General features: G+C 67.9%; 17 protein-coding genes and 2 pseudogenes. 13 read left to right on the forward strand and 6 right to left on the reverse strand.

Annotated elements, in window-relative coordinates:
- The first annotated feature begins 394 nt into the window (after positions 1-394).
- Positions 395-838 (forward strand): VOC family protein, encoded by a 444-nt coding sequence (locus ACZ3IC_RS19470; protein WP_467417701.1) that lies wholly within the window; start codon positions 395-397, stop codon positions 836-838.
- 55 nt (positions 839-893) lie between these two features.
- On the opposite strand, the gene ACZ3IC_RS19475 is transcribed toward ACZ3IC_RS19470, so the two are convergent.
- From ACZ3IC_RS19475 to ACZ3IC_RS19485, 3 genes and pseudogenes are all read right to left on the reverse strand, one after another.
- Entirely contained in the window at positions 894-1,010 is a 117-nt protein-coding gene (locus tag ACZ3IC_RS19475) for an ATPase (RefSeq protein ID WP_467417929.1), read from the reverse strand.
- Positions 1,011-1,160: 150 nt separating this feature from the next.
- Positions 1,161-1,217, reverse strand: a pseudogene (locus ACZ3IC_RS19480) (hypothetical protein); the annotation flags it as partial.
- Between the two features lie 128 nt (positions 1,218-1,345).
- Positions 1,346-1,963, reverse strand: a pseudogene (locus tag ACZ3IC_RS19485) (SDR family oxidoreductase); the annotation flags it as partial.
- A 191-nt stretch (positions 1,964-2,154) separates the two neighbouring features.
- Between ACZ3IC_RS19485 and ACZ3IC_RS19490 the strand changes: the two are divergent.
- The 9 genes from ACZ3IC_RS19490 (at position 2,155) to ACZ3IC_RS19530 (ending at position 10,416) form a co-directional block, all read left to right on the forward strand.
- Complete coding sequence (locus ACZ3IC_RS19490) at positions 2,155-3,114, forward strand: DUF5996 family protein (RefSeq protein WP_467417917.1); 960 nt, start codon at positions 2,155-2,157, stop codon at positions 3,112-3,114.
- Between the two features lie 735 nt (positions 3,115-3,849).
- The gene (locus ACZ3IC_RS19495) at positions 3,850-4,509 is read left to right on the forward strand and encodes an NADPH-dependent FMN reductase (RefSeq protein ID WP_467417702.1); all 660 of its coding nucleotides are present in this window, start codon (positions 3,850-3,852) and stop codon (positions 4,507-4,509) included.
- Positions 4,510-5,079: 570 nt separating this feature from the next.
- A complete protein-coding gene (locus ACZ3IC_RS19500) occupies positions 5,080-6,210 on the forward strand; it encodes a hypothetical protein (RefSeq protein ID WP_467417703.1) in 1,131 nt (376 codons plus the stop codon).
- 56 nt (positions 6,211-6,266) lie between these two features.
- Positions 6,267-6,431, forward strand: a complete 165-nt coding sequence (locus ACZ3IC_RS19505; protein WP_467417705.1) for a hypothetical protein — start codon at positions 6,267-6,269, stop codon at positions 6,429-6,431.
- A 293-nt stretch (positions 6,432-6,724) separates the two neighbouring features.
- On the forward strand, positions 6,725-7,933 hold the full coding sequence (locus ACZ3IC_RS19510) for a cation:proton antiporter (RefSeq protein WP_467417707.1): 1,209 nt from the start codon (positions 6,725-6,727) through the stop codon (positions 7,931-7,933).
- Between the two features lie 97 nt (positions 7,934-8,030).
- A complete protein-coding gene (locus ACZ3IC_RS19515) occupies positions 8,031-8,630 on the forward strand; it encodes a sulfite oxidase-like oxidoreductase (protein WP_467417708.1) in 600 nt (199 codons plus the stop codon).
- Positions 8,600-9,352 (forward strand): ferredoxin reductase, encoded by a 753-nt coding sequence (locus tag ACZ3IC_RS19520; protein WP_467417709.1) that lies wholly within the window; start codon positions 8,600-8,602, stop codon positions 9,350-9,352. The genes ACZ3IC_RS19515 and ACZ3IC_RS19520 overlap by 31 nt, the downstream gene beginning before the upstream one ends.
- 106 nt (positions 9,353-9,458) lie before the next feature.
- The gene (locus tag ACZ3IC_RS19525) at positions 9,459-9,731 is read left to right on the forward strand and encodes a DUF6510 family protein (RefSeq protein WP_189191374.1); all 273 of its coding nucleotides are present in this window, start codon (positions 9,459-9,461) and stop codon (positions 9,729-9,731) included.
- A gap of 31 nt (positions 9,732-9,762) precedes the next feature.
- Positions 9,763-10,416 (forward strand): RraA family protein, encoded by a 654-nt coding sequence (locus ACZ3IC_RS19530; RefSeq protein ID WP_467417712.1) that lies wholly within the window; start codon positions 9,763-9,765, stop codon positions 10,414-10,416.
- Positions 10,417-10,945: 529 nt separating this feature from the next.
- Here ACZ3IC_RS19530 and ACZ3IC_RS19535 read toward each other — a convergent pair.
- Positions 10,946-11,365 carry a secondary thiamine-phosphate synthase enzyme YjbQ gene (locus ACZ3IC_RS19535; protein ID WP_467417713.1) on the reverse strand — a complete coding sequence of 140 codons (420 nt, stop codon included), beginning with the start codon at positions 11,363-11,365 and terminating at the stop codon, positions 10,946-10,948.
- Between the two features lie 591 nt (positions 11,366-11,956).
- Here ACZ3IC_RS19535 and ACZ3IC_RS19540 point away from each other — a divergent pair.
- Positions 11,957-13,069 carry an NAD(P)-binding domain-containing protein gene (locus tag ACZ3IC_RS19540; RefSeq protein WP_467417715.1) on the forward strand — a complete coding sequence of 371 codons (1,113 nt, stop codon included), beginning with the start codon at positions 11,957-11,959 and terminating at the stop codon, positions 13,067-13,069.
- A gap of 50 nt (positions 13,070-13,119) precedes the next feature.
- Here the strand turns inward: ACZ3IC_RS19540 and mltG are convergent, their stop codons facing one another.
- Both mltG and ACZ3IC_RS19550 read right to left on the reverse strand, forming a co-directional pair.
- Entirely contained in the window at positions 13,120-13,968 is an 849-nt protein-coding gene (gene mltG / locus ACZ3IC_RS19545; RefSeq protein ID WP_467417716.1) for an endolytic transglycosylase MltG, read from the reverse strand.
- A gap of 387 nt (positions 13,969-14,355) precedes the next feature.
- Positions 14,356-16,161, reverse strand: coding sequence for an ABC transporter ATP-binding protein (locus ACZ3IC_RS19550; protein ID WP_467417718.1), 1,806 nt, complete (start codon positions 16,159-16,161; stop codon positions 14,356-14,358).
- A gap of 187 nt (positions 16,162-16,348) precedes the next feature.
- Between ACZ3IC_RS19550 and ACZ3IC_RS19555 the strand changes: the two genes are divergently transcribed.
- Positions 16,349-16,792: a MarR family winged helix-turn-helix transcriptional regulator gene (locus ACZ3IC_RS19555; RefSeq protein WP_467417720.1), complete on the forward strand. Its 444-nt coding sequence runs from the start codon at positions 16,349-16,351 to the stop codon at positions 16,790-16,792.
- An 81-nt stretch (positions 16,793-16,873) separates the two neighbouring features.
- Complete coding sequence (locus ACZ3IC_RS19560) at positions 16,874-19,825, forward strand: FAD-binding and (Fe-S)-binding domain-containing protein (protein ID WP_467417722.1); 2,952 nt, start codon at positions 16,874-16,876, stop codon at positions 19,823-19,825.
- The last annotated feature ends 37 nt before the right edge of the window (positions 19,826-19,862 follow it).

Genomic DNA, 19,862 nt, shown 5'->3' on the forward strand with positions numbered 1-19,862 from the left:
ATGTCAGAGGCACCGGTGGCGACACGTCGCCGCTCCTGACCGTTCCGGGGCACTGTCCGCCGGTGCGGGCTCTCGTAACCGGCACGGCATGTCCCACCACCGCCATGTGTGGGAAGCCGATGCGCAGCACAGGGGCGGTAGTAGCAACGGAAACCCAGGGCATCGACCCGACCACCTCCCGCGCCGCCGCCCGCCACCAGGCACGCGTGTGGCTAGGATCATTTATACACTCAAAGTAGCATCAAGATCGCAATATGTTACATAGGGGTCCGTTCCCAGGTTCAGCGCCCACCACGGCCCAGGGCCTTCCACGGATACTGCCGCGGGTGCCACGAGCTGCATGCATCGTCATAGGCGAGGCCGTCAGGCACCAAGTGACAGGAGTAAATCGATCGTGGACATGAAACTCGAGGTCGTGGTGGTACCGGTCACCAACGTCGATCGAGCCAAGAATTTTTACGAGAACCTGGGGTGGCGGCTCGACGCCGACGTGGCCCACGGCGAGGACTTCCGCGTCGTACAGGTCACCCCGCCCGGCTCGCCGTGCTCGGTCATCTTCGGTAACGGGCTCAGCTCCGCCGCACCGGGCTCTACCGAGGGCCTGCACCTCATCGTCTCCGACATTGAGGCGGCCCGGGCCGAGCTCGCCGATCGCGGCGTAGAGGTCAGCGAGGTGTTCCACGACGCGGACGGGGTGTTCCATCGCGCCGGGATCGAGGGACGCGTGCCTGGGCCGGATGCGGAGCGAGCCAGCTACGGCTCGTTCGCTTCGTTCAGTGACCCGGACGGCAACGGCTGGGTGCTGCAGGAAGTCACGACGCGGCTGCCGGGCCGTTGACGGGATCTGTGGCATCCCAGTGGTGCCTCGCGGGCCGCAGGTGTGTCACCCGGCCTTAGCGGCGCGGCGCGGCACGGGCTCGGGTGCTGGCGATCCAATAGGAGTCGGTGCCGGTCTCGATGATGGTGCCGTTGAAGGTGCCGTTGAAGGTGAGCCGGTCGACGATGGTCACACCGGATCGCCGCGTACGTCTCGACCTTCGACATCTGCGGCGTAACATGCACCAGGAGCATCCCGATGCCGCCCAGACCGGCGCGGGCGAGATCTGCTGCATCAGGCTGATCATGTCCGAAGCGACCCACTCCTCGGTGATCTTGCCGCCCTCCAGGCGATAAATCTCGATGCTCCGGTAGCTGACGTCACGATTCGTGGCCAGCATGCCCTGAAAGTCACCGCGATGCGTGCCGCGGAGTGGACCCGTATGTCGTGCGGCCGGCGCTGGGCGGGGGTGGTGTCGAAGACGCAGGCCCTTGCCGTGCGCTTGCGGTTGGGTTTCTCTCCCGGTGGGTACGTGGCGTGCGGATCAGTTACGACGGTGCGCGGGTCGTCCTTCGCGGCGAGACCCTGGCGGATGAGCTCGTCCAGTCGGAAGGTGTCGGGGCCCGCCACCTCCACCACCCCGTTGACGGGGGCGCCGACAGCCGTGCGGCCCACGGCGGCGGCCACGTCGTCAGAGTAGATGGGCTGGATCTTGACCGGGGCCAGACGTACGGTGTCGCCGTCGGTCGCCTCGGCGGCAATGCCCTTCATGAACTCGAAGAACTGCGTGGCGTGCACGATGGAGTACGGAATCCCGGACGCCTCGATCAGCTCCTCCTGCACCTGCTTCGCACGGAAGTACCCGCTCTCCTGGAGGCGCTCGGTGCCGACCACCGACAGGGCGACGTGGTGGGTCACGCCCGCCTCGGCCTCCGCCTGGAGGAGGTTGGTGGTCGAGGTACGGAAGAACTCCATTACGGCGTCGTCCGCGAATGAGGGGGAGTTGGACACGTCCACCACCACCTGGGCGCCCTTGAGGACTTCGGCGAGGCCCTCGCCGGTCAAGGGCCGCCGTGTCATGGCGAGTGAGTTGCCTGCGGTCACCGTACTGTTCTCCTGCTGGAAGGACGGTGCGAGCGTCACCATGGCCCCGAGCGATGCCTTGGTACGTACGCACTCGTCCGCCGGGTCGTCGCAACGGTCCGGTGAAGCTGGGGCAGCCCGGTCCGGGGAACGCCGGGGAGGGTGACAAGCGACCCTGACAACGGGGCGGGACGCGCCAGGACTACCGGACGGCGCGGGTCCGTTCAGCAAGGTCAGAGGGAAGGGTGATGACCATGGAACTGTTCCTGCCGATCCCGCTTGCCGAGTGGCGTGACACCAAGGAGACGCTCCACCGCTTCGCGCAGATCGTCGGGAAGATCCGTCTCGCCGCCAGCGCCCGGCGCAACCACTGGTGGAATGTCCCCTTCCACCTCGCGGGGCGCGGTATCACAACGCGCCCGATGGGGCAGGTCGACGGCAACCCGATCTTCACGATGGACTTCGACTTCGTCGCGCATCGGCTGGTCGTGTCGACTCTGGACGGCCGGGAGATCTCCTTTCCGCTCGTCGGCCAGTCCGTTGCTTCCTTCCACGACGCGGTCATGGAGGCGCTGGCAACGTTGGGCATCCGGGTGCGACTGGACGTGCCCAGGCCCTTCGGCCTGCCCGACTCCGGCCGACCGTTCGCCGAGGACGCCGAGCATGCGACGTACGAGCCCGCACAGGCCAACCGCTACTGGCAGGTCCTCAGCCAGGTAGCGTCGGTGCTGGAGGAATTCGCCGCAGGGTATTCGGGGAAGGTGAGCCCGGTGCACCACTTCTGGCACACCTTCGACATCGCGCACACCCGGTTCTCCGATCGTCACATCGAGCATCCTCAGCAGCTGGACCCTGTCACCCGGGAGGCGTACTCCCGGGAAGTGATCAGCTTTGGCTTCTGGTTCGGGGACGACACCTTCCCCGCGCCCGCCTTCTACTCCTACACCGCTCCGGAGCCCACGCACCTGGCCGAGGAGCCACTCGAGCCCGCGGCGGCGCACTGGGCCGCCCGGAACGACAGCCACCTGGCCGTACTGCCGTACGACGAAGTCCGAGCCGAGGCCGACCCGCGTGCAGCCGTACTCGCCTTCTACGAGAGCGCGTACCAAGCCGGTGCCCGGCGCGCCGGATGGCCGATCGACCCGCTCGCCTGCCCGGGCGGGGTGACGGACCCGCAACTGCGATCCCACAGACCCCACCCGGCTTCCGGCTGAGGCCCAACAGCAACCGTGAACCCCACGTCGGCATGGCCGCCCGGCCACCGCCCCAGTCAGATACCGGTGCGCGCCAGGCAGAACTCTGCTCCCTTCGTGACCGCCGCGTTGTAAAAGCGGTCTCGTCGGCGGCCGGGTTCAAAAAGGTGGGGACGAGCCAGTTCTCGTGTGCCTGCCAGTGCTCGACGGGCACGTCGGGGAAGACGTAGTCGCAGGCGCGGCCCTTGGCGGGCAGCTCCACCACACGGGTGATCTCCGCGTTTCCAAGCACGATGGCGTCCATTCCCCCAGCCTGCGTGCCGAACGACGCAGCCGCTATCGGTCGCATGACCACACTTGGGAAGGAACGGGATGCGGCACGATGCGGCCGATCGGCGACGTGCCGCACCGGGCTGGATTCGGACGGTGACAATGGCGGGGCGGCAGAACGAGAGCGCCGGGCCAGTTCCTCCATCGACAACAGCGAAGCTCCGTTGATGACATCTCATCAACATGGCGAGCTGCAAGAACCACCACTAGCCGAGATCAAACCGCGGATAACTTCAGCGCGGTGGTGAAGCGATTGTGAGAAGTGCTCTGACCCGCAGGTGACAGCGGACGGTTCGGTGCCTGGGCTCCTCCCTCCTTCGGGCGAGCTCAACCGGCCCCCTGGAGGGTGAAGGCCTCACCATGGAACCAATGGTCCGCGTGGTGCCCGGGCCAAGCACGGGCCCCTGCGACGAAAGGACGTACCACATGCCCACGGAGGCCCAGCCCGGCCCGCTGCGGGTGCTCGTCTTCGGCGCCGCGCTGCGGGCCGATTCATCCAATGCCCGCCTCGCGTCGCTCGTGGCCCGGCTGATTTCCGACACCGGCGCCACCGTCGACCACGCTGCGATGCACGACTTCGGCATGCCTCTGTACGACGGCGACGCGGAGGCCGCTGAAGGGCTGCCGGACGGCGCTCTTTTGCTGCGTGACCGGATCGAACAGGCCGACGCCTTCGTCATGTCCTCCCCCGAGTACAACGCCTCCATGCCGGGCCTGCTGAAGAACGCGATCGACTGGGTCTCGCGTGTGCGGCCGCAGCCGTTCAAGACCAAGCACGCGATGCTTGTCTCCGCCTCGCCGTCCCTGGTCGGCGGCAACCGAGGGCTGTGGGCGCTGAGGGTCCCCCTGGAGCACCTCGGTACCCGTGTCTACCCGGACATGTTCAGCCTTGCCAACAGCTACCAGGCCTTCACGGAGGACGGAACGCTGATCGACCCGGGGCTGCAGCAACGTCTGTCCGAAACCGTGGCCGGGTTCCTCAGCCTCGTCGAAGCCGATGTGCGTTACGTCTGTCTGGAGCGCCGGTGGTACGAATTCCTGGGCGATTGTACCGAGGCGTCCATCACCCAACGGGCCGAGGAATGAGCCCGGCCGAGGGGCCGGCGCCTGGTGTCAGCTGATATTCCGCCGGGCCGGGGTGTCCAGGCGCACCCGGAGTAGTCCGGCGAACTGCTGACAGGGGCCGGTGTCGAAGGCGGACGCGCAGAAGAAGAAGGAGCTCCGCGAGTAGCGCAAGCGGTTCCAGGCGGCCGGGCGACGCTGTTTTCTCGCTGGACAGTCCCGTCGGCCCCGCCCCCGGCGGAACCGCATCGGCGGTGCGGCCGCGCGTCGCGATGCGCACCCTGTTATGGATGCGGCACTCCACCGCGTTGTGTGGCGAACGATGCGCCGCACTCTGCCCGCCGCGCCCGATGCGGACCCGGGCACCGCACTGGTGCGCCCCCGATGCGCACCGCCAGGAGGTCACGGGGCGCGCTGCTCCAGGTGGTGAAGGGTGCAAGGCCGTCTGCTGCTCGGGGATCCGACCGCAGTCTGCCGCTGTGGACCACGGCCGGCTGGGTCAAAGGCAAGGGTCGATCGGTGTTCGCCGTGGCTGACTCCGGGGTCGAGCGAGTCCTGACGGACCGTCTGCCCCTGTGGAAGCCGGGAGGAAACGTGCAGCAATTCACGGCACTGTTCGGACGGCTGCGCGTCACACCCCTGGACGTCGCAGGCGCCCGGGTCACGTACGAGACCGAAGGCGTGGACGGGGCCGAGGGCGCAGCCCTGGACCAACCGGCCGACGCGAGCCTCACGGAGGACTTCCGGCGGGGAGTCGCCGCGCTCCAGGACCTTCTGGTGCGCGACGAGCCCGAGACGGCAGAGGCTTTCACCGGCTGGACCTGGCTGGCGGGCCTGGAGGTCCGGCTACTCCCCGGCCTGCAGATCCGCCTCGATCCGGGAGGCGCGTACGAGCCCATCGAGCTCCCCGTCGACGCGCAGATAGACCGCGGCCGCAACACGCTGTTCCTGCGTTCACACACGGCGCTGACCACCAAGGCGGGTGCGGGCGCGGCCATCGCCAGCCACTTCGCGGAAGAACGGTCGCGCGTGGGCCACAGCTGGCGGGACGTTTGGGAGGAGCGCCTGGTGGAGGCAGGGGCCGGGACCGCGCTCACATCGGCAGGGCAGCGGGACCGCGAGGAACGGCAACGGCTCGCCGAAGAACTACGCCAGCGTGCACAGCTGGTTCCCGCCGCGCCGATGCCGAACGGAAAGCCGACCGTTCAGCGGGGCGCGGGCACCGGCGCGACTGTCTCCGCTGTTGGCCCGATCCGCATCGTCCCGCCACCCCGCACCGGTTCAACTCCCGCACCCGCGCCCGGAAACCCAGGACCCGACACCCAAGCCGGCCCGCAGCACGCGCCAACCGCGCGCCCCCTTGTGGACGCGGCCGCCTTCGACGTGCTGCCCGGCAAGGTCACCCGCCTTGGAATGCCGTCCACACCGGGCAGCACCCCTGCCCGTACGCCGGGGACGGCGGGACCTTCACCTCGCCGACACGGGACCCCACTCCCCCAGCCCAGCCCGGAGGGGCCCCGCCCCGCAGCCAGGCTTCACCGCTCGGCTACGCAGACCACCACAAGGAGGAGTTCGTCATCCAGGCGCTCCGCCGGATCCTGCAAGAGCAGGGTGCCGAGCTGGACGACCAGCGGGGTACGTCGGGCGTGGGCGCCGACGCATACGACTCGACCGGGCGCTATTACGAGATCAAGGCCCACGGGCGTGCTGTCCCGGGCGAGCTGACCCTGACGCGTTCGGCGTTCGTACGGGCTTGGTCTGAGGGCGAAAACTACACGCTCGTGATCGCATCACACCTGGAGAAGGGCGCCGGCAAGCCGACCCTCCGCCTGGTGAACGACCCCGTGCACCGCTTCGAAGTCGAACCGCCAACGGACGTCCGTCTCCAGGGCGTACGAGACGTGTCATTGGAGTTGACCGTGTACGAGTGGCCCGGCACGGAGTAGTACCCCGCTCGCCCCTGCGTTCGCAGTCTCATCCCTACGAACGCGGGCGCAGCCAAGTTCGGAGTGTGTGTCAACTACGGCCGTAGGGTGGTCCCCCGTAGGCGGCAAGCAGGCTTGCTGGCCTGGCAACAGGCGATGCAAGAGCCGTGGGCGTAGTTCTGCATCCGCCGGTAGGCCGTTCGACACCTTGTTGAGATCCTCGCCTAACCAGAAGGACCAGCAGCCCATAGCATCACGTAAAGGGGCAACAGTGGTCATAGCCAGCGCACCGCCTACCGGCCACCGGAGTCACCATGTCTTACGACAATCTGGTCATCGTTCTCGCGGTAGGCGCCGCCGTCCCGTTCCTCCTCGCCATGGTGCCCCGAGCCCCCCTCCCGGGCCCAGTCCTCGAGATCGTGGCCGGTGTGATCGTTGGTCCGGCGGTGCTGAATCTGGTACAGCCGGACGCCACCGTTCAGGCGTTGTCGATCATTGGACTGAGCTTCCTGCTGTTCCTTGCCGGGCTCGAGATCGATTTCCAGCAACTGCGCGGCCCACGGGCGCGGCTCGTCGCCATCGGTCTGGCAGGCACGATTGTGCTGGCCGGGATCGTTGGCTGGGTGCTGGACTTCGCCGGGCTGGTCGAGAGCCCACTGCTGATCGGCACCGCGCTGGTGGCAACGTCCTTGGGGCTTCTGGTCCCGATCCTGAAGGACGCCGACGCAATCGACCGGCCAGTCGGCCAACTGACCATCGGTGGAGCCTCTGCAGGTGAGATCAGCGCTGTGCTGCTGCTGTCGTTGTTCTTCTCCGAGCATGCTTCGGGCCCGGCCTCCAGGCTGCTTCTGTTGCTCAGCCTGGCTTGCCTGACGGCGCTCATCGCGGTGACTTCGATACGTGCGGGGCGCTCGATGTGGCTGTCCCGAGCCGTAGTGAATTTGGCGGACACGAGCGCCCAAGTCCGAATCCGCCTGACCATGCTTCTGATCGTCGGCCTGTCCGCGGTCGCCATACATCTCGGATTCGAGGCCATTTTGGGTGCCTTCATGGCTGGGGCCGTACTGCGGCTGGTCGACCCAGACGCCGAACGGACGCATCCGCAGTTCCAGGTGAAACTGGAGGTCCTGGGCTATGGATTCCTCGTCCCGGTCTTCTTCGTGACCAGCGGAATCCAGTTCGACCTCGGCGCACTGTTCGCGGACGCCGCGACGGTGCTGCGGGTACCGATGTTCCTTGCCGCACTCCTCCTCGTTCGTGGACTGCCCGCATTGGCCTACCGCAGCGCGGGTCTCTCGCGGGCAGAGATCACGGCCAGTGGACTCCTGCAGGCCGCTTCCCTCCCCGTGATCGTGGCAGCGACAGCGATCGGGTTGAAGCTGGACGCAATCCGACCGGCCAACGCAGCCGCGCTGGTGGCAGCGGGCCTCTTGTCCGTGATCGTGTTTCCCTTGATTGCGCTGCCCTTGCTGAGCCATACACGGACATCCGCAGGATCGGGGGCGGAGGACAAGCCGGATTGATGCCCAGAACGACACCGCGCCGGCTCGTCTCGAGATGCTGTGTTGCGCGATGTCCTGGAGAATGGAAACCGAATTGTGCGGAGAATGGGAGCGCTTTATGCCCATCGTTTCACGCGGGTTCCACGGCCGAGCACGGGATGCACAACACAGACTGCCTCCTGGGCAGTACGAGACCGCCGACTTCCCCGTTCTGTCGGCAGGACCCACCCCTGCGGTGGACCTCGACCAGTGGGAGTTCACCATCCGCACAGAGACCGGCGCACGGCACATCTGGGACTGGGCGGAGTTCATGGCGTTGCCCAGCCAAAAGCAAACCGTTGACTTGCACTGTGTCACCAAGTGGTCGAAGTTCGAGACGGAGTGGCAGGGAGTGTCCTTGGACGTCCTTCTGGAGGACGTGGAGACCAGTGCCGATTACGCGCTCGTTCACTCCTACGGCGACTACACCACCAACGTCCCCTTGGAGGACCTCCTCGACGGGCAGGCATGGATCGCTTACCGATACGACGGTGAGGAACTCGCGCCGGAGCACGGCGGCCCCGCCAGGTTGCTGATTCCGCACCTGTACTTCTGGAAGTCCGCGAAGTGGGTGCGCGGCATCCAGCTACTCGACGAGGAAGAGCGGGGCTTCTGGGAGAACATCGGCTACCACGACTATGGGGACCCATGGCGCGAGCAGCGGTATCAAGGCGACTGAGCGACCGGCTGCGCTGGAAGGCTGCCCGTTTGACCGATCGGCGCGTCGAGTCCCAAACCGCGCGCACCCTCGTCTTCGAGGTGCCCGACTGGCCGGGTCATCTGGCGGGACAGCATGTCGATGTGCGGCTCACGGCGGAGGACGGCTACAGCACACAGCGCAGCTACTCACTGGCGTCGGCACCCGACGGCAAGAGCGTCGAGCTGACCGTTCAGCGCGTAGATGACGGCGAGGTCTCCCCGTACCTGACGGACGAACTCGCCGTGGGCGACGTGGTCGAGCTGCGCGGACCGGTCGGCGGATGGTTTGTGTGGCGTCCCGAACAGAAGGAGCCGATTCTGCTCGTGGCCGGCGGCTCCGGCCTGGTGCCACTGATGGCGATGATCCGCATGCGCCGCGCGATCGGCAGCCGTACGCCCTTCCGATTGGTGTACTCCGTGCGCAGCCCTGAGTACCAGCTCTTCGTATCGGAGTTGAGACGGGACGACCCGGGCCTCGACAAGACGTACCTCTATTCCCGCTCCACCCCACCACAGTGGCCACGGCCCCCGGGGCGGTTCACCGCTTCTGACCTGTCAGACGCCGGGTGGCCACCGGATTTCGAACCCACTTGCTACGTCTGCGGTTCCACCGGCTTCGTCGAAAAGGCCGCCGGACTGCTGGTGGCTCTCGGCCACCACCCTGGCCGTATCCGAACCGAGCGTTTTGGACCCAGCAGATGACGCGAGGCAGGTGGCGTGCGCGGCCATGGGTGGTACCCCGCCAGTGGCCGGGCTCACCAGTGGCGACGACTCTCCGGGTGCATCGGCACAAAGCGAGGTGAATTCCGTGACCCTGACGCCTGACTTCCTTGACGGCAACGCCGCTGCCGGGGACCTCGAGTCTCTGTTCGGAACCGACATGACCATGGCTTCCGGACGATGCCGTGGCTGCGGCGAACAGATGATGCTTGCCCAAACGCACGCCTACCTCGGTGGTCCCGGGATGGTGCTGCGCTGTCCCGGCTGCGACAGCGTCCTGCTTCGCCTGGTCCGCTCCCCCACCCAGATGTGGCTCGACGCCGGTGGACTGGATTACGTCAAGATCCCCACACCGGCCTGACGTACGACTGCACGACCGGACGGGAGGCCTCATGGCACACGAGAACGACCGCCTGCAAGGTCTTGCCTCGCGAGTACGTACCCCAGACGTCTCCGATGCCATGGGACGGATGCACCGCCACCGGTGTCACATCAACGACCTGGTGACCCCAACCCCGGGCCGTATCCTCCTGGGCCCCGCGATAACGATCTCGTTCCTCCCCTCGTGCGAGGAAGCACTCCCACTCGAGCAGTACAACTTCTCCCGGCTGTTCCATGACGCCATCGAAAACGGTGCGCAGGGGCGGGTGCTGGTGCTGGCCGGCAACGGGCATCCCGGGGTATCGCTCGGAGGCGGATCGAAGCTCTCGCTGGTGGCAGCACACGGTCTTGCGGGCGTCCTGGCCGACGGGCGTCTCCGGGACTTCACCGAAATCGCGACCTACGACTTCGCCGCCTATTGCTTGGGGCAGTCAACCAAGTGGGGTGGCGATGTCGTGACACCCTTCGAGGCCAACCGGCCGGTCGTCGTGTCTGGCGTGACCGTCCGCCCAGGTGATTACGTGTTCGCGGACGCATCCGGCGCTGTCGTCATCCCCGCCGCACAGGTCCTCAGCGTGTTCGAAGAAGCCAACCGCATCGCACAGGTCGAGGCAGCCTTCGTCGACAGGATCCGTAACGAAGCCCCCGCCGCCGCCGCCGAGTAACCGGATCGCGGCGACCTGCCGTCGACGGGTGCGCTGCCCGCGATCGTCGGCGATGTCATGACAGGCTTGGCTGCTGCCGGTCCCGGTAGGTCTCCAGCAGCCTCAGAACCTGTGTCGATTGTGGCGGTATGGCCCTCGCCTCTCCCCGTACACCGACTCGCCGAGGCGCGGAGAGTATTGCCGCCGGAGTGTGCGCTGCCAGACGGCCTGGTCATGGAGCAGAGGAGCGACGGATTCCGTGCGATCGTCTTCGCCCAGCCTGGGCGCGTGCTGGTGCAGTCTCGCCACGGCGCGGACCTTACGCGGCGTTCTCGGAAATCGCCTCAGCGGTCTCAAACGCTGATCACGGAGCCGCGACACTCTGTGCTCATCGGGGAGACCCATGCCTCCTGCGCTGCGATCATGGCCAGAAGGTCGTCGACGACGCCGCACCTTCACCGACAACCCAGCTGTCACCGTGCAAGATTCTCTCCGTTCGCGCACGCATGGTACGGAGAATCGGCGGCACGACCCCTGGGAGCGATCTTGGTCAGCCCAGGAAGCTCAGACGAACCTGACGGTTGTCTTTAGCAATGTTCGTGTCGACCAGGCACACCGACTGCCACGTCCCCAGTTCCAGTCGGCCCCCGATCACCGGCAGCGTGGCGTGCGGTGGGACGAGCGCGGGGAGTACGTGGTCGCGGCCATGGCCTGGGCTGCCATGGCGGTGTTGCCAGCGGCCATCGGCGGGGAGCAGGGTATGGAGGGTGGCCAGGAGGTCGTCGTCGCTGCCCGATCCGGTTTCGAGGATGGCGATGCCGGCGGTTGCGTGCGGTACGAAGATGTTGAGCAGACCGTGCCCGGCGGCGGACCGGGTGAGGAACTGTTCGCACTCGTGCGTCAGGTCGGTGACGGTCTCCGTCGCTCCGGTGGTGATGTGCAGGACGCTGGTGGTGAAGGCATGAGGCATGCCTCCATCCTCTCGCTCATAAGGCGAGATCGCGCGCCCACGTGCCGAGACGCCATTGACCGTCTCAGTCGTGGATTGCCTACATTCAGCGCCATCTTCCGTTCGGCTCTGCTCACTTCGCGCGGTCACATCGACCTGCTGGGAGTGGCTTCCGCCGCGTGTTGTCGCGGCTGCTGACGTCCTTTCAGCGTATCCCCCGCCGGCGACCGGGCGCTCCGGCCACCCGTTTCGTCTGCCCACCGGTCGCTCGATGTGGAGGCCGATTGTTCCGGCTTCTGCCCTGGGTGTGTCTACGGGTAGTGCCGCGCTGGTTCCGGCGCACCGTCAGGCCGGTGCTGCTTCCCGTGTTGTGGCAGGTGCTCAGTGCCACCGGGGTCCTTCACTCCGATGCGCTCGCGCCACCCGGCACCATCGCCCGTGCCGGAGCGGATCTGGTCGACGGGACGCCGCCGTCCGCAATGGGGACATCACGGCAGCGGGTTGCCGTGGGGCTGGCGCTCGAGGGTGCCGTCCGGACGGCGCTTGCGCCTGCGAGTGAGATCCGCAGCCGATCGCGGGAAGATCCTCACCCCCGAAGAAGTTAGTAGAAGTGTGAACAATTTCGGGACGGCCGCAGCACAAACGGTGGATGTCGTCGTGGTGGGCGCCGGACAGGCAGGACTGTCCGGCGCCTACCATCTGCGACGCGCAGGACTGGAGCCCGACCGTGACTTCGTCGTACTCGACCATGCCCCGCGCCCAGGCGGCGCCTGGCAGTTCCGCTGGCCCTCGCTGACGTACGGCAAGGTCCACGGCATGCACGCACTGCCCGGCATGGAACTCACCGGAGCCGACGACAGCCGGCCCTCCTCCGAGGTGATCGGTGAGTACTTCGACACGTACGAGCGCACCTTCGGCCTGCGGGTTCACCGACCGGTCGAGGTGAGCGCAGTGCGTGAAGGCGACGGTGGTCGGCTGCTCGTCGAGACATCCGAGGGCACGTACGCCGCCCGTGCTCTGATCAACGCCACCGGCACCTGGGACCGGCCGTTCTGGCCGCGCTACCCGGGTCAGGAGAGCTTCCGGGGGCGGCAGCTGCACACCGCGAACTACCCGGGGCCCGCAGAGTTCACCGGGCAGCGCGTGGTGGTGGTCGGCGGCGGTGCCTCCGGTACGCAACACCTGATGGAGATCGCAGAGGTGGCGGCAGAGACGTACTGGGTGACGCGTCGAGCGCCGGTCTTCCGGGACGGGCCGTTCGGCGCTGACCAGGGGCGGGCCGCCGTGGCGATGGTGGAGGAGCGGGTGCGGCGCGGGCTGCCGCCGCAGAGTGTGGTGAGCGTGACCGGCCTGCCGCTCACCGACGCGGTCCGGCGCGCCCGCGAGGAGGGGGTCCTCGACCGGGTGCCGATGTTCGACCGGATCACGCCGACCGGGGTCGCCTGGGACGACGGCCGGATGGTCTGGGCGACCGGATTCCGGGCTGCCGTCGATCACCTCGCGCCACTGAAGCTGCGCGAGCCGGGCGGCGGCATCCGGGTCGAGGGCACGCGGGCGGTACGGGACGAGCGCGTCCATCTCGTCGGGTACGGGCCGTCCGCCAGCACGATCGGCGCCAACCGGGCAGGGCGGGCCGCAGTGCGTGCGATCACCCGGCTGCTGGACGAGACCGAGGCGGAGACAGCGACGGCAATGGATGAGGAGATCGCGCCCGCCGTGGTGTGACGGCAGGGGCGCCCAGCCGCGCGCCCACCCCGGCGTGACAACGGGGGTGCTCAGCCGCCGGACGCGCTGCGGCGGTTGCGGTTGAACTCCTCCACATTCCTCTGATGCTCCTCATAGCTGCTGGTGAAGCGGGTGTCCCCCGGCGCAACCGTGACGAAGTACAGCCATGGTCCGGGCGTGGGGGTGATAGCCGCTGTCATCGCCTGCTCCCCCGGGTTCCCGATGGGTGTGGGCGGCAGGCCCTTGCGCTCATAGCTGTTGTACGGGCTGTCGATCTTCGTGTCGCCGGTGGTGATGTCCAGGGTGCTGCGATTCAGCGCGTAATTGAGTGTGGAGTCCATCTGGAGCGGCATGCCCTGGTCGAGCCGGTTGTAGATGACCCTGGCGACCTTGCCCATGTCGCGCTCGGTGTCCGCTTCGGCCTGCACGATGCTTGCGATCGTCACCGTCTGGTACACCGAGACGCCGTTGCGCTGCGCGCCCGCGGTGATGTGGTCCGCGCCGAATCGCTCGATCGCCGTGTCGACCATGTACCTGAGCAGGCTCTCCGGGGTGGTGTCCGAGGTGACGGGGTACGTCGCCGGGAAGAGGTAGCCCTCGGGATTGCCCTTCGCCTCGGCCGGGAGCGGCAGATCTGCCGCACCCGCGGCCTTCTCAGTGGTGCCGGATGCGACGGCCAGCGTCTTGTCGACCGCGGCGTACACCTGGGACGCCCGCCATCCTTCGGGGATCACCAGTGAGCGCGCCCGCTCGACCTCCGGCCCCCGGGTGAGCAGCGGTACGAGGACGGCTGCTGCCACGACCAGGGCGAGGACGATGCCGATGAGCAGCACGAAGCGGCCGCGCCGGGTCGAGCGGTGCGTGCGACGGGGCGGGCTGTCCGGAGACTCGTTCACCATGCGAACACGCTATCCCGCCTCTGGAATCCCATCCCGGGCAACACGGTCCCACACGCCCACGAACAGAACACACGAACAGGGGATCGGACGTTCGCTCGAACGCGTGATCGTTTCGCTTTTCGTTGCTCAACTTCCCTGCGACAGATGATGATTACGGGGCGCAAGCGACGGGCTGCAGACCGCGACTGCGCAGTCCCACAGATGCACCATGCACAAGGAGAAACACCGAATGAACCTCATCACCAACCTGCTCGCCGGCATCGTCCACTTCGTGGGTTGGCTCGTCTGACCATTGCTCCGCCCGGCGCCGTCGCTCTCCGTCCCACGGGAGCGGCGGCGTCGCCGCGTGTACGGCCTCGACGCGGGCACCGGGCCCGACCTCGCCGATCAGCTTGCCTCGGGGGCCAGTTGGGTGTCCCGACGGACCAGTGCGGCGTAGCGGCCGTCCCGTTGGAGGAGTTCGTCATGGCTGCCCCGCTCCGCGGTTCGGCCGCCGTCGAGGACGACGATCTGGTCGGCGTCGCGGACGGTGGAGAGCCGGTGCGCGATGGTGATGGTGGTGCGCCCCGCGGAGAGCGCGTCGATCGCTTCCTGCACGGCGAATTCCGTACGGGTATCGAGGGCGCTCGTCGCCTCGTCGAGCACCAGGACGGGCGGGTCGCGCAGGATCGTACGGGCGATGGCAAGGCGCTGCTTCTCTCCGCCCGAGAAGCGGTAGCCGCGCTCTCCGACCAGGGTGTCGTACCCGTCGGGCAATGAGGCGATGTGGTCGTGGATCTGCGCCGCACGCGCAGCCGCCTCGATTTCGGCGTCGGTCGCATCCGGCTTGGCGAAGCGCAGATTGTCGGCGACCGAGGCATGGAAGAGGTACGTCTCCTGGGAGACCACGCCCACGGCCCGCGCCAGGGTATCGAAGTCCAGATCGCGTACATCGACACCGTCGAGCGTGACTCGGCCGCCGGTGACGTCGTAGAGCCTGGGCACCAGATAGCTGAGCGTGGACTTGCCGGACCCGGTGGGCCCGACAACCGCCAGGCTGCCGCCGGCCGGCACGGTCACATCGATGCCGCTGAGGGTCGGGCCGTTCTTCTCGTCGTAACTGAAGTCGACGTCCTCGAAGCGGATCTCGCCGCGGATCTCCTCCAACCGGACGGGGTTCTCGGGCTCGGTGATGTCCACATCGAGGTCGAGGTACTCGAAGATGCGCTGGAAGAGTGCGAGGGACGTCTGCATCTGCACCCCCGTGGAGAGCAGGCTCACGGCGGGGCGGAAGAGGCCCTGCTGGAGCGAGACGAAGGCGACGAGCGTGCCGATGGAGACGGCGGGGCCGCCGGACTGGAGGGCGAAGCCCGCTGCCCAGTAGATGACGGCAGGCATGGCGGCCATCACGATGCCGATCGTCGACATCCGCCACCGCCCGGCCATGCTGGAGCGCACTTCGAGGTCGACCAGCTTCTCGGACTCCTCGGCAAAGCCCTTGGCGAGGGAGTCCGCCCGGCCCATCGTCCGCCCCAGGAGGATGCCGCTGACGGACAGCGACTCGGTGACCGTGGCTGCCATGGCGGCCATCTGCTTCTGACGCCGGGTGGTGATCTTCTTGCGCTCACGGCCGACCCGGCGGCTGATCCAGACGAAGACCGGCAGCAGCAGGAGCGAGACCAGGGTGAGCCGCCAGTCGAGTGCCAGCATGGCGACGACTGTGGCGACGACCGCGGTGAGATTGGAGACCAGTGATGTCGCCGTGGAGGTGACGGTCGCCTGCATGCCACCGATGTCATTGGCGATGCGGGACTGCACCTCGCCGGTGCGGGTCCTGGTGAAGAAGGCGAGCGGCATCCGCTGCAGCTGGGCATAGACCGCGGTGCGCAGATCGTGCATGACGCGCTGGCCCACCGTGGTGGAGATGAGGGTCTGCAGCACGCCGAAGATGCTGTTCATCACGGCGGTGAGGATCATGCCGAGGGCGAGCAGCGACAACAGTCCCGTACGCCCCTGAGGGATCGCGGTGTCCAGGATCTCGCGCAGCAGGAACGGCGAGGCGACCGACACCAGCGACGAGGCGCCGACGAGTAGCCCGACCAGGGCGAGCCGTCCTCGGTAGGGATGGAAGAGACGCAGGATGCGGCGCAGCTCGGCGGGCGGGCGACTCCTGTCCCGGGGCGGGGGTGTCCAGGTGATTTCGTCGGGTTTCATGGGCTCCTTCGTCGGGCGCGCGACAGCGGGATTCAGAGTGGTGACTCGGACCAGGCGCTCGGACCGGCGACTCGGGCCAGGGAGCAGTGACTCGCACCGGAGATTCGGACCGGTGACGCCAACTTTTGAGAGCATAGCTCATTGTTACCTATGCTCACACTGCACAAGGTCCTGATACGGTTCCCCCATGGACTCCTCCGACGCCGATGGCGTGCTCGCCGAGCAATTGCTGCGGGTGACCCGCAGGCTCCAGCGGATTCAAAGCCGCCAGCTGGAGCCGATCGGCATCACTCCCGCACAGTCCCGGCTGCTGCGCACCGTCGCGCACTACGACGGTCCGCCCCGGATGGCGGACCTCGCGCAGCACCTGGACGTCGTCCCGCGCGCCGTGACCAGTCTCGTCGACGGTCTGGAGGCGAGCGGCCGGGTGCGTCGCGTCCCCGACCCGGACAGCCGCCGGGTGGTCCGTATCGAGATCACCGAGGAGGGCCTCGCCACCCTCCGGTCACTGCGCGACGCGCGCCGGGACGCGGCAGAGGAGATCCTGGCTCCGTTGACCGCCGAACAGCGCGAGCTGCTCGGCGGGCTGTTGTCCGCCCTGGTCTACGGAATGCCGGAGCGTCCCTGTTAGACATGTACGAGCACACGTACACCCGATGGGTGCTGCGCCTGCGCCGTCGCCGTACAGACCAACCGCCGAAAAGAGCTCGACATGCCACTGCTGGAGCCGAAGCCGGAAGCACTCCGCCCCGGTGCGGTGCGTACACCGTCCCCGGACCGGGTCCCCGACCAGCAGGCTCCGGGAACGCCCGAACCGCTGCGCGGCGAGCTGATCTCCCTGCTGGGGCCGGAGAAGGTGCTGTGCAAGGTCTCCGACCTGGTGAAGTACGCCTCCGACGCCAGCCCCTACCGGTTCGTCCCCCAGGTCGTCGTGGTCCCGGAGGACATCGACGACATCTCGGCCATCCTGTCGTACGCACACGGCAAGGGCCGCGAGGTCGTCTTCCGCGCGGCCGGCACCAGCCTCAACGGTCAGGCCCAGGGTGAGGACATCCTTGTCGACGTACGCCACCACTGGGCGGGCATAGAGGTCCTGGACGGCGGCGCTCGGGCCCGTATCCGGCCGGGGACGACGATCCTGCGGGCCAACGCCACCCTCGCCCGGCACGGCCGGCTGCTGGGGCCCGACCCGGCCAGCGCCATCGCCTGCACGATCGGCGGAGTCGTCGCCAACAACGCCTCCGGGATGACCGCGGGAACGACCCGCAATTCGTACCGCACCGTCTCCTCCCTCACTTTCGTACTGCCGAGCGGCACGGTCGTCGACACCGGCGACCCTGCGGCGGACGAAGACCTGGCCCGTGCCGAGCCCCGGTTGTGCGAGGGACTGCTGGCACTCAAGGCCGAGATCGAGGCGGATGCCGAGCTCACCGCCCGGATCCGCGCCAAGTACGAGATCAAGAACACCAACGGCTACCGGCTCGACGCCTTCCTCGACGGCTCGACCCCCGTGCAGATCCTGCGCGGTCTGATGGTCGGCTCCGAGGGCACCTTCGGCTTCATCTCCGAGGTGGTGTTCGACACACTGCCGCTGGACCGCCTCGTCTCCACCGCCCTGCTGTTCTTCCCCTCCCTGACCGCGGCGGCGGCCGCCGTGCCGCGCTTCAACGAGGCGGGGGCGATCGCCGTCGAGTTGATGGACGGCAACACGCTGCGCGCGTCGGTGAGCGTCCAGGGCGTACCCGCGGACTGGGCCGAGCTGCCCAAGGAGACCACGGCGCTGCTGGTGGAGTTCCGGGCTCCGGACGAGGCGGGCCAGGAGGCGTACGAGCGGGCGGCGGCGACCGTCGTCGAGGGGCTCGACCTGGTCGCGCCCGTGGCCTCGGTGACCAATGAGTTCACCCGCGACGCCAAGGTCATCTCGGGCTACTGGAAGGCCCGCAAGGCGTTCGTCACCGCGGTCGGCGGCTCCCGGCCTTCGGGTACGACACTGATCACGGAGGACTTCGCAGTGCCGCCCTCCCGGCTGGCCGATGCCTGCGAGGCACTGCTCGGACTTCAGGCGGAGCACGGCTTCGACGCCGCGGTCGCCGGCCATGCGGCGCACGGCAATCTGCACTTCCTGCTCGCCTTCGACGCGGCGAAGCCGTCCGACGTCGACCGCTACGCCGCGTTCATGGACGACTTCTGCCGGCTGACGGTGGAGCGCTTCGACGGCTCCTTGAAGGCGGAGCACGCCACCGGCCGTAACATCGCCCCCTTCCTGGAGCTGGAGTGGGGCCCGAAGGCAACGGAGCTGATGTGGCGCACGAAGCAGATCATCGACCCCGACGGGGTCCTGGCGCCCCGGATCGTCCTCGACCGCGACCCGAAGGCCCATCTGCGCGGGCTGAAGACCATTCCCGAGGTCGAGTCGATCGCCGACCCCTGCATCGAGTGCGGCTTCTGCGAGCCCACCTGCCCCAGCCATGACCTGACCACCTCGCCGCGCCAACGGATCGTGCTGCGCCGGGAGATGATGCGGCAGCCGGGCGGTTCACCGGTGGAGGCACAGCTGCTCGACGCGTACGGCTACGACGCCGTCGACACCTGCGCGGGCGACTCGACCTGCAAGCTCGCGTGCCCGGTCGGCATCGACACCGGCGCCATGATGAAGGACTTCCGCCACCAGCGGCACTCGCCGCGCGAGGAGCGGATCGCGGCGCGCACCGCGAAGAACTTCAAGGCCGTGGAGGCGGCTGCACGGCTCGCGATCGCCGCGGCCGACCGGATCGGTGACCGGATCGGCGACGGGCCGCTGGAGACCATCACCGCTCTCGCCCGCAAGGCCGTGCGGCCCGATCTGGTGCCCGAGTGGCTGCCCGAGATCCCCGGCGCCGCCGCCCGGAAGCTGCCCCGTACCTCCCGTGTCGGGGCGAGCGCCGTCTACTACCCGGCCTGTGTGAACCGTATCTTCGGCGGTCCCGAAGGCCATCGCGGCCCGTCGCTGCCGCAGGCCGTCGTCGCCGTCTCCGCCCGCGCCGGAAAGCCGGTATGGATCCCTGACGATGTCGCGGGGACCTGCTGCGCGACCATCTGGCACTCCAAGGGGTACGACGAGGGCAATGCCGTGATGGCCAATCGCATCGTGGAAGCGGCCTGGGGCTGGACGGCCGGCGGAAAGCTGCCGCTGGTCGTCGACGCCTCGTCGTGCACGCTGGGCATCGCCCATGAGGTGGTGCCGTATCTCACCGACGACAACCGGGAGTTGCACCGCGAACTGACCATTGTCGACTCCCTGGTCTGGGCGGCCGACGAGCTGCTTCCCGAGCTGACAGTGCTGCGCAAGACCGGTTCCGCGGTTCTGCATCCGACGTGTTCCATGGAGCATCTGGGCGATGTGGAGCAGCTGCGCACGGTCGCGGAAGCCTGCGCGGAGGAGGTCGTGATCCCTGACGACGCCGGGTGCTGCGCCTTCGCGGGCGACCGCGGCATGCTGCACAAGGAGTTGACGGCCTCCGCGACGGCGAAGGAGGCCGCCGAGGTGAATGCGCGGGAGTACGACGCGTATCTCTCGGCCAACCGGATGTGCGAGATCGGTATGGACCGGGCCACGGGCCGCTCGTACTACTCGGTGTTGATGGAATTGGAGCGAGCCACACGGCCGGGGGCAGTCGTGCGCTGATGACCGGGCCGTCCTGCGGCCGAGTTCGTCCTCGGCC

Source organism: Streptomyces sp. NPDC002958 (genome assembly GCF_055563255.1).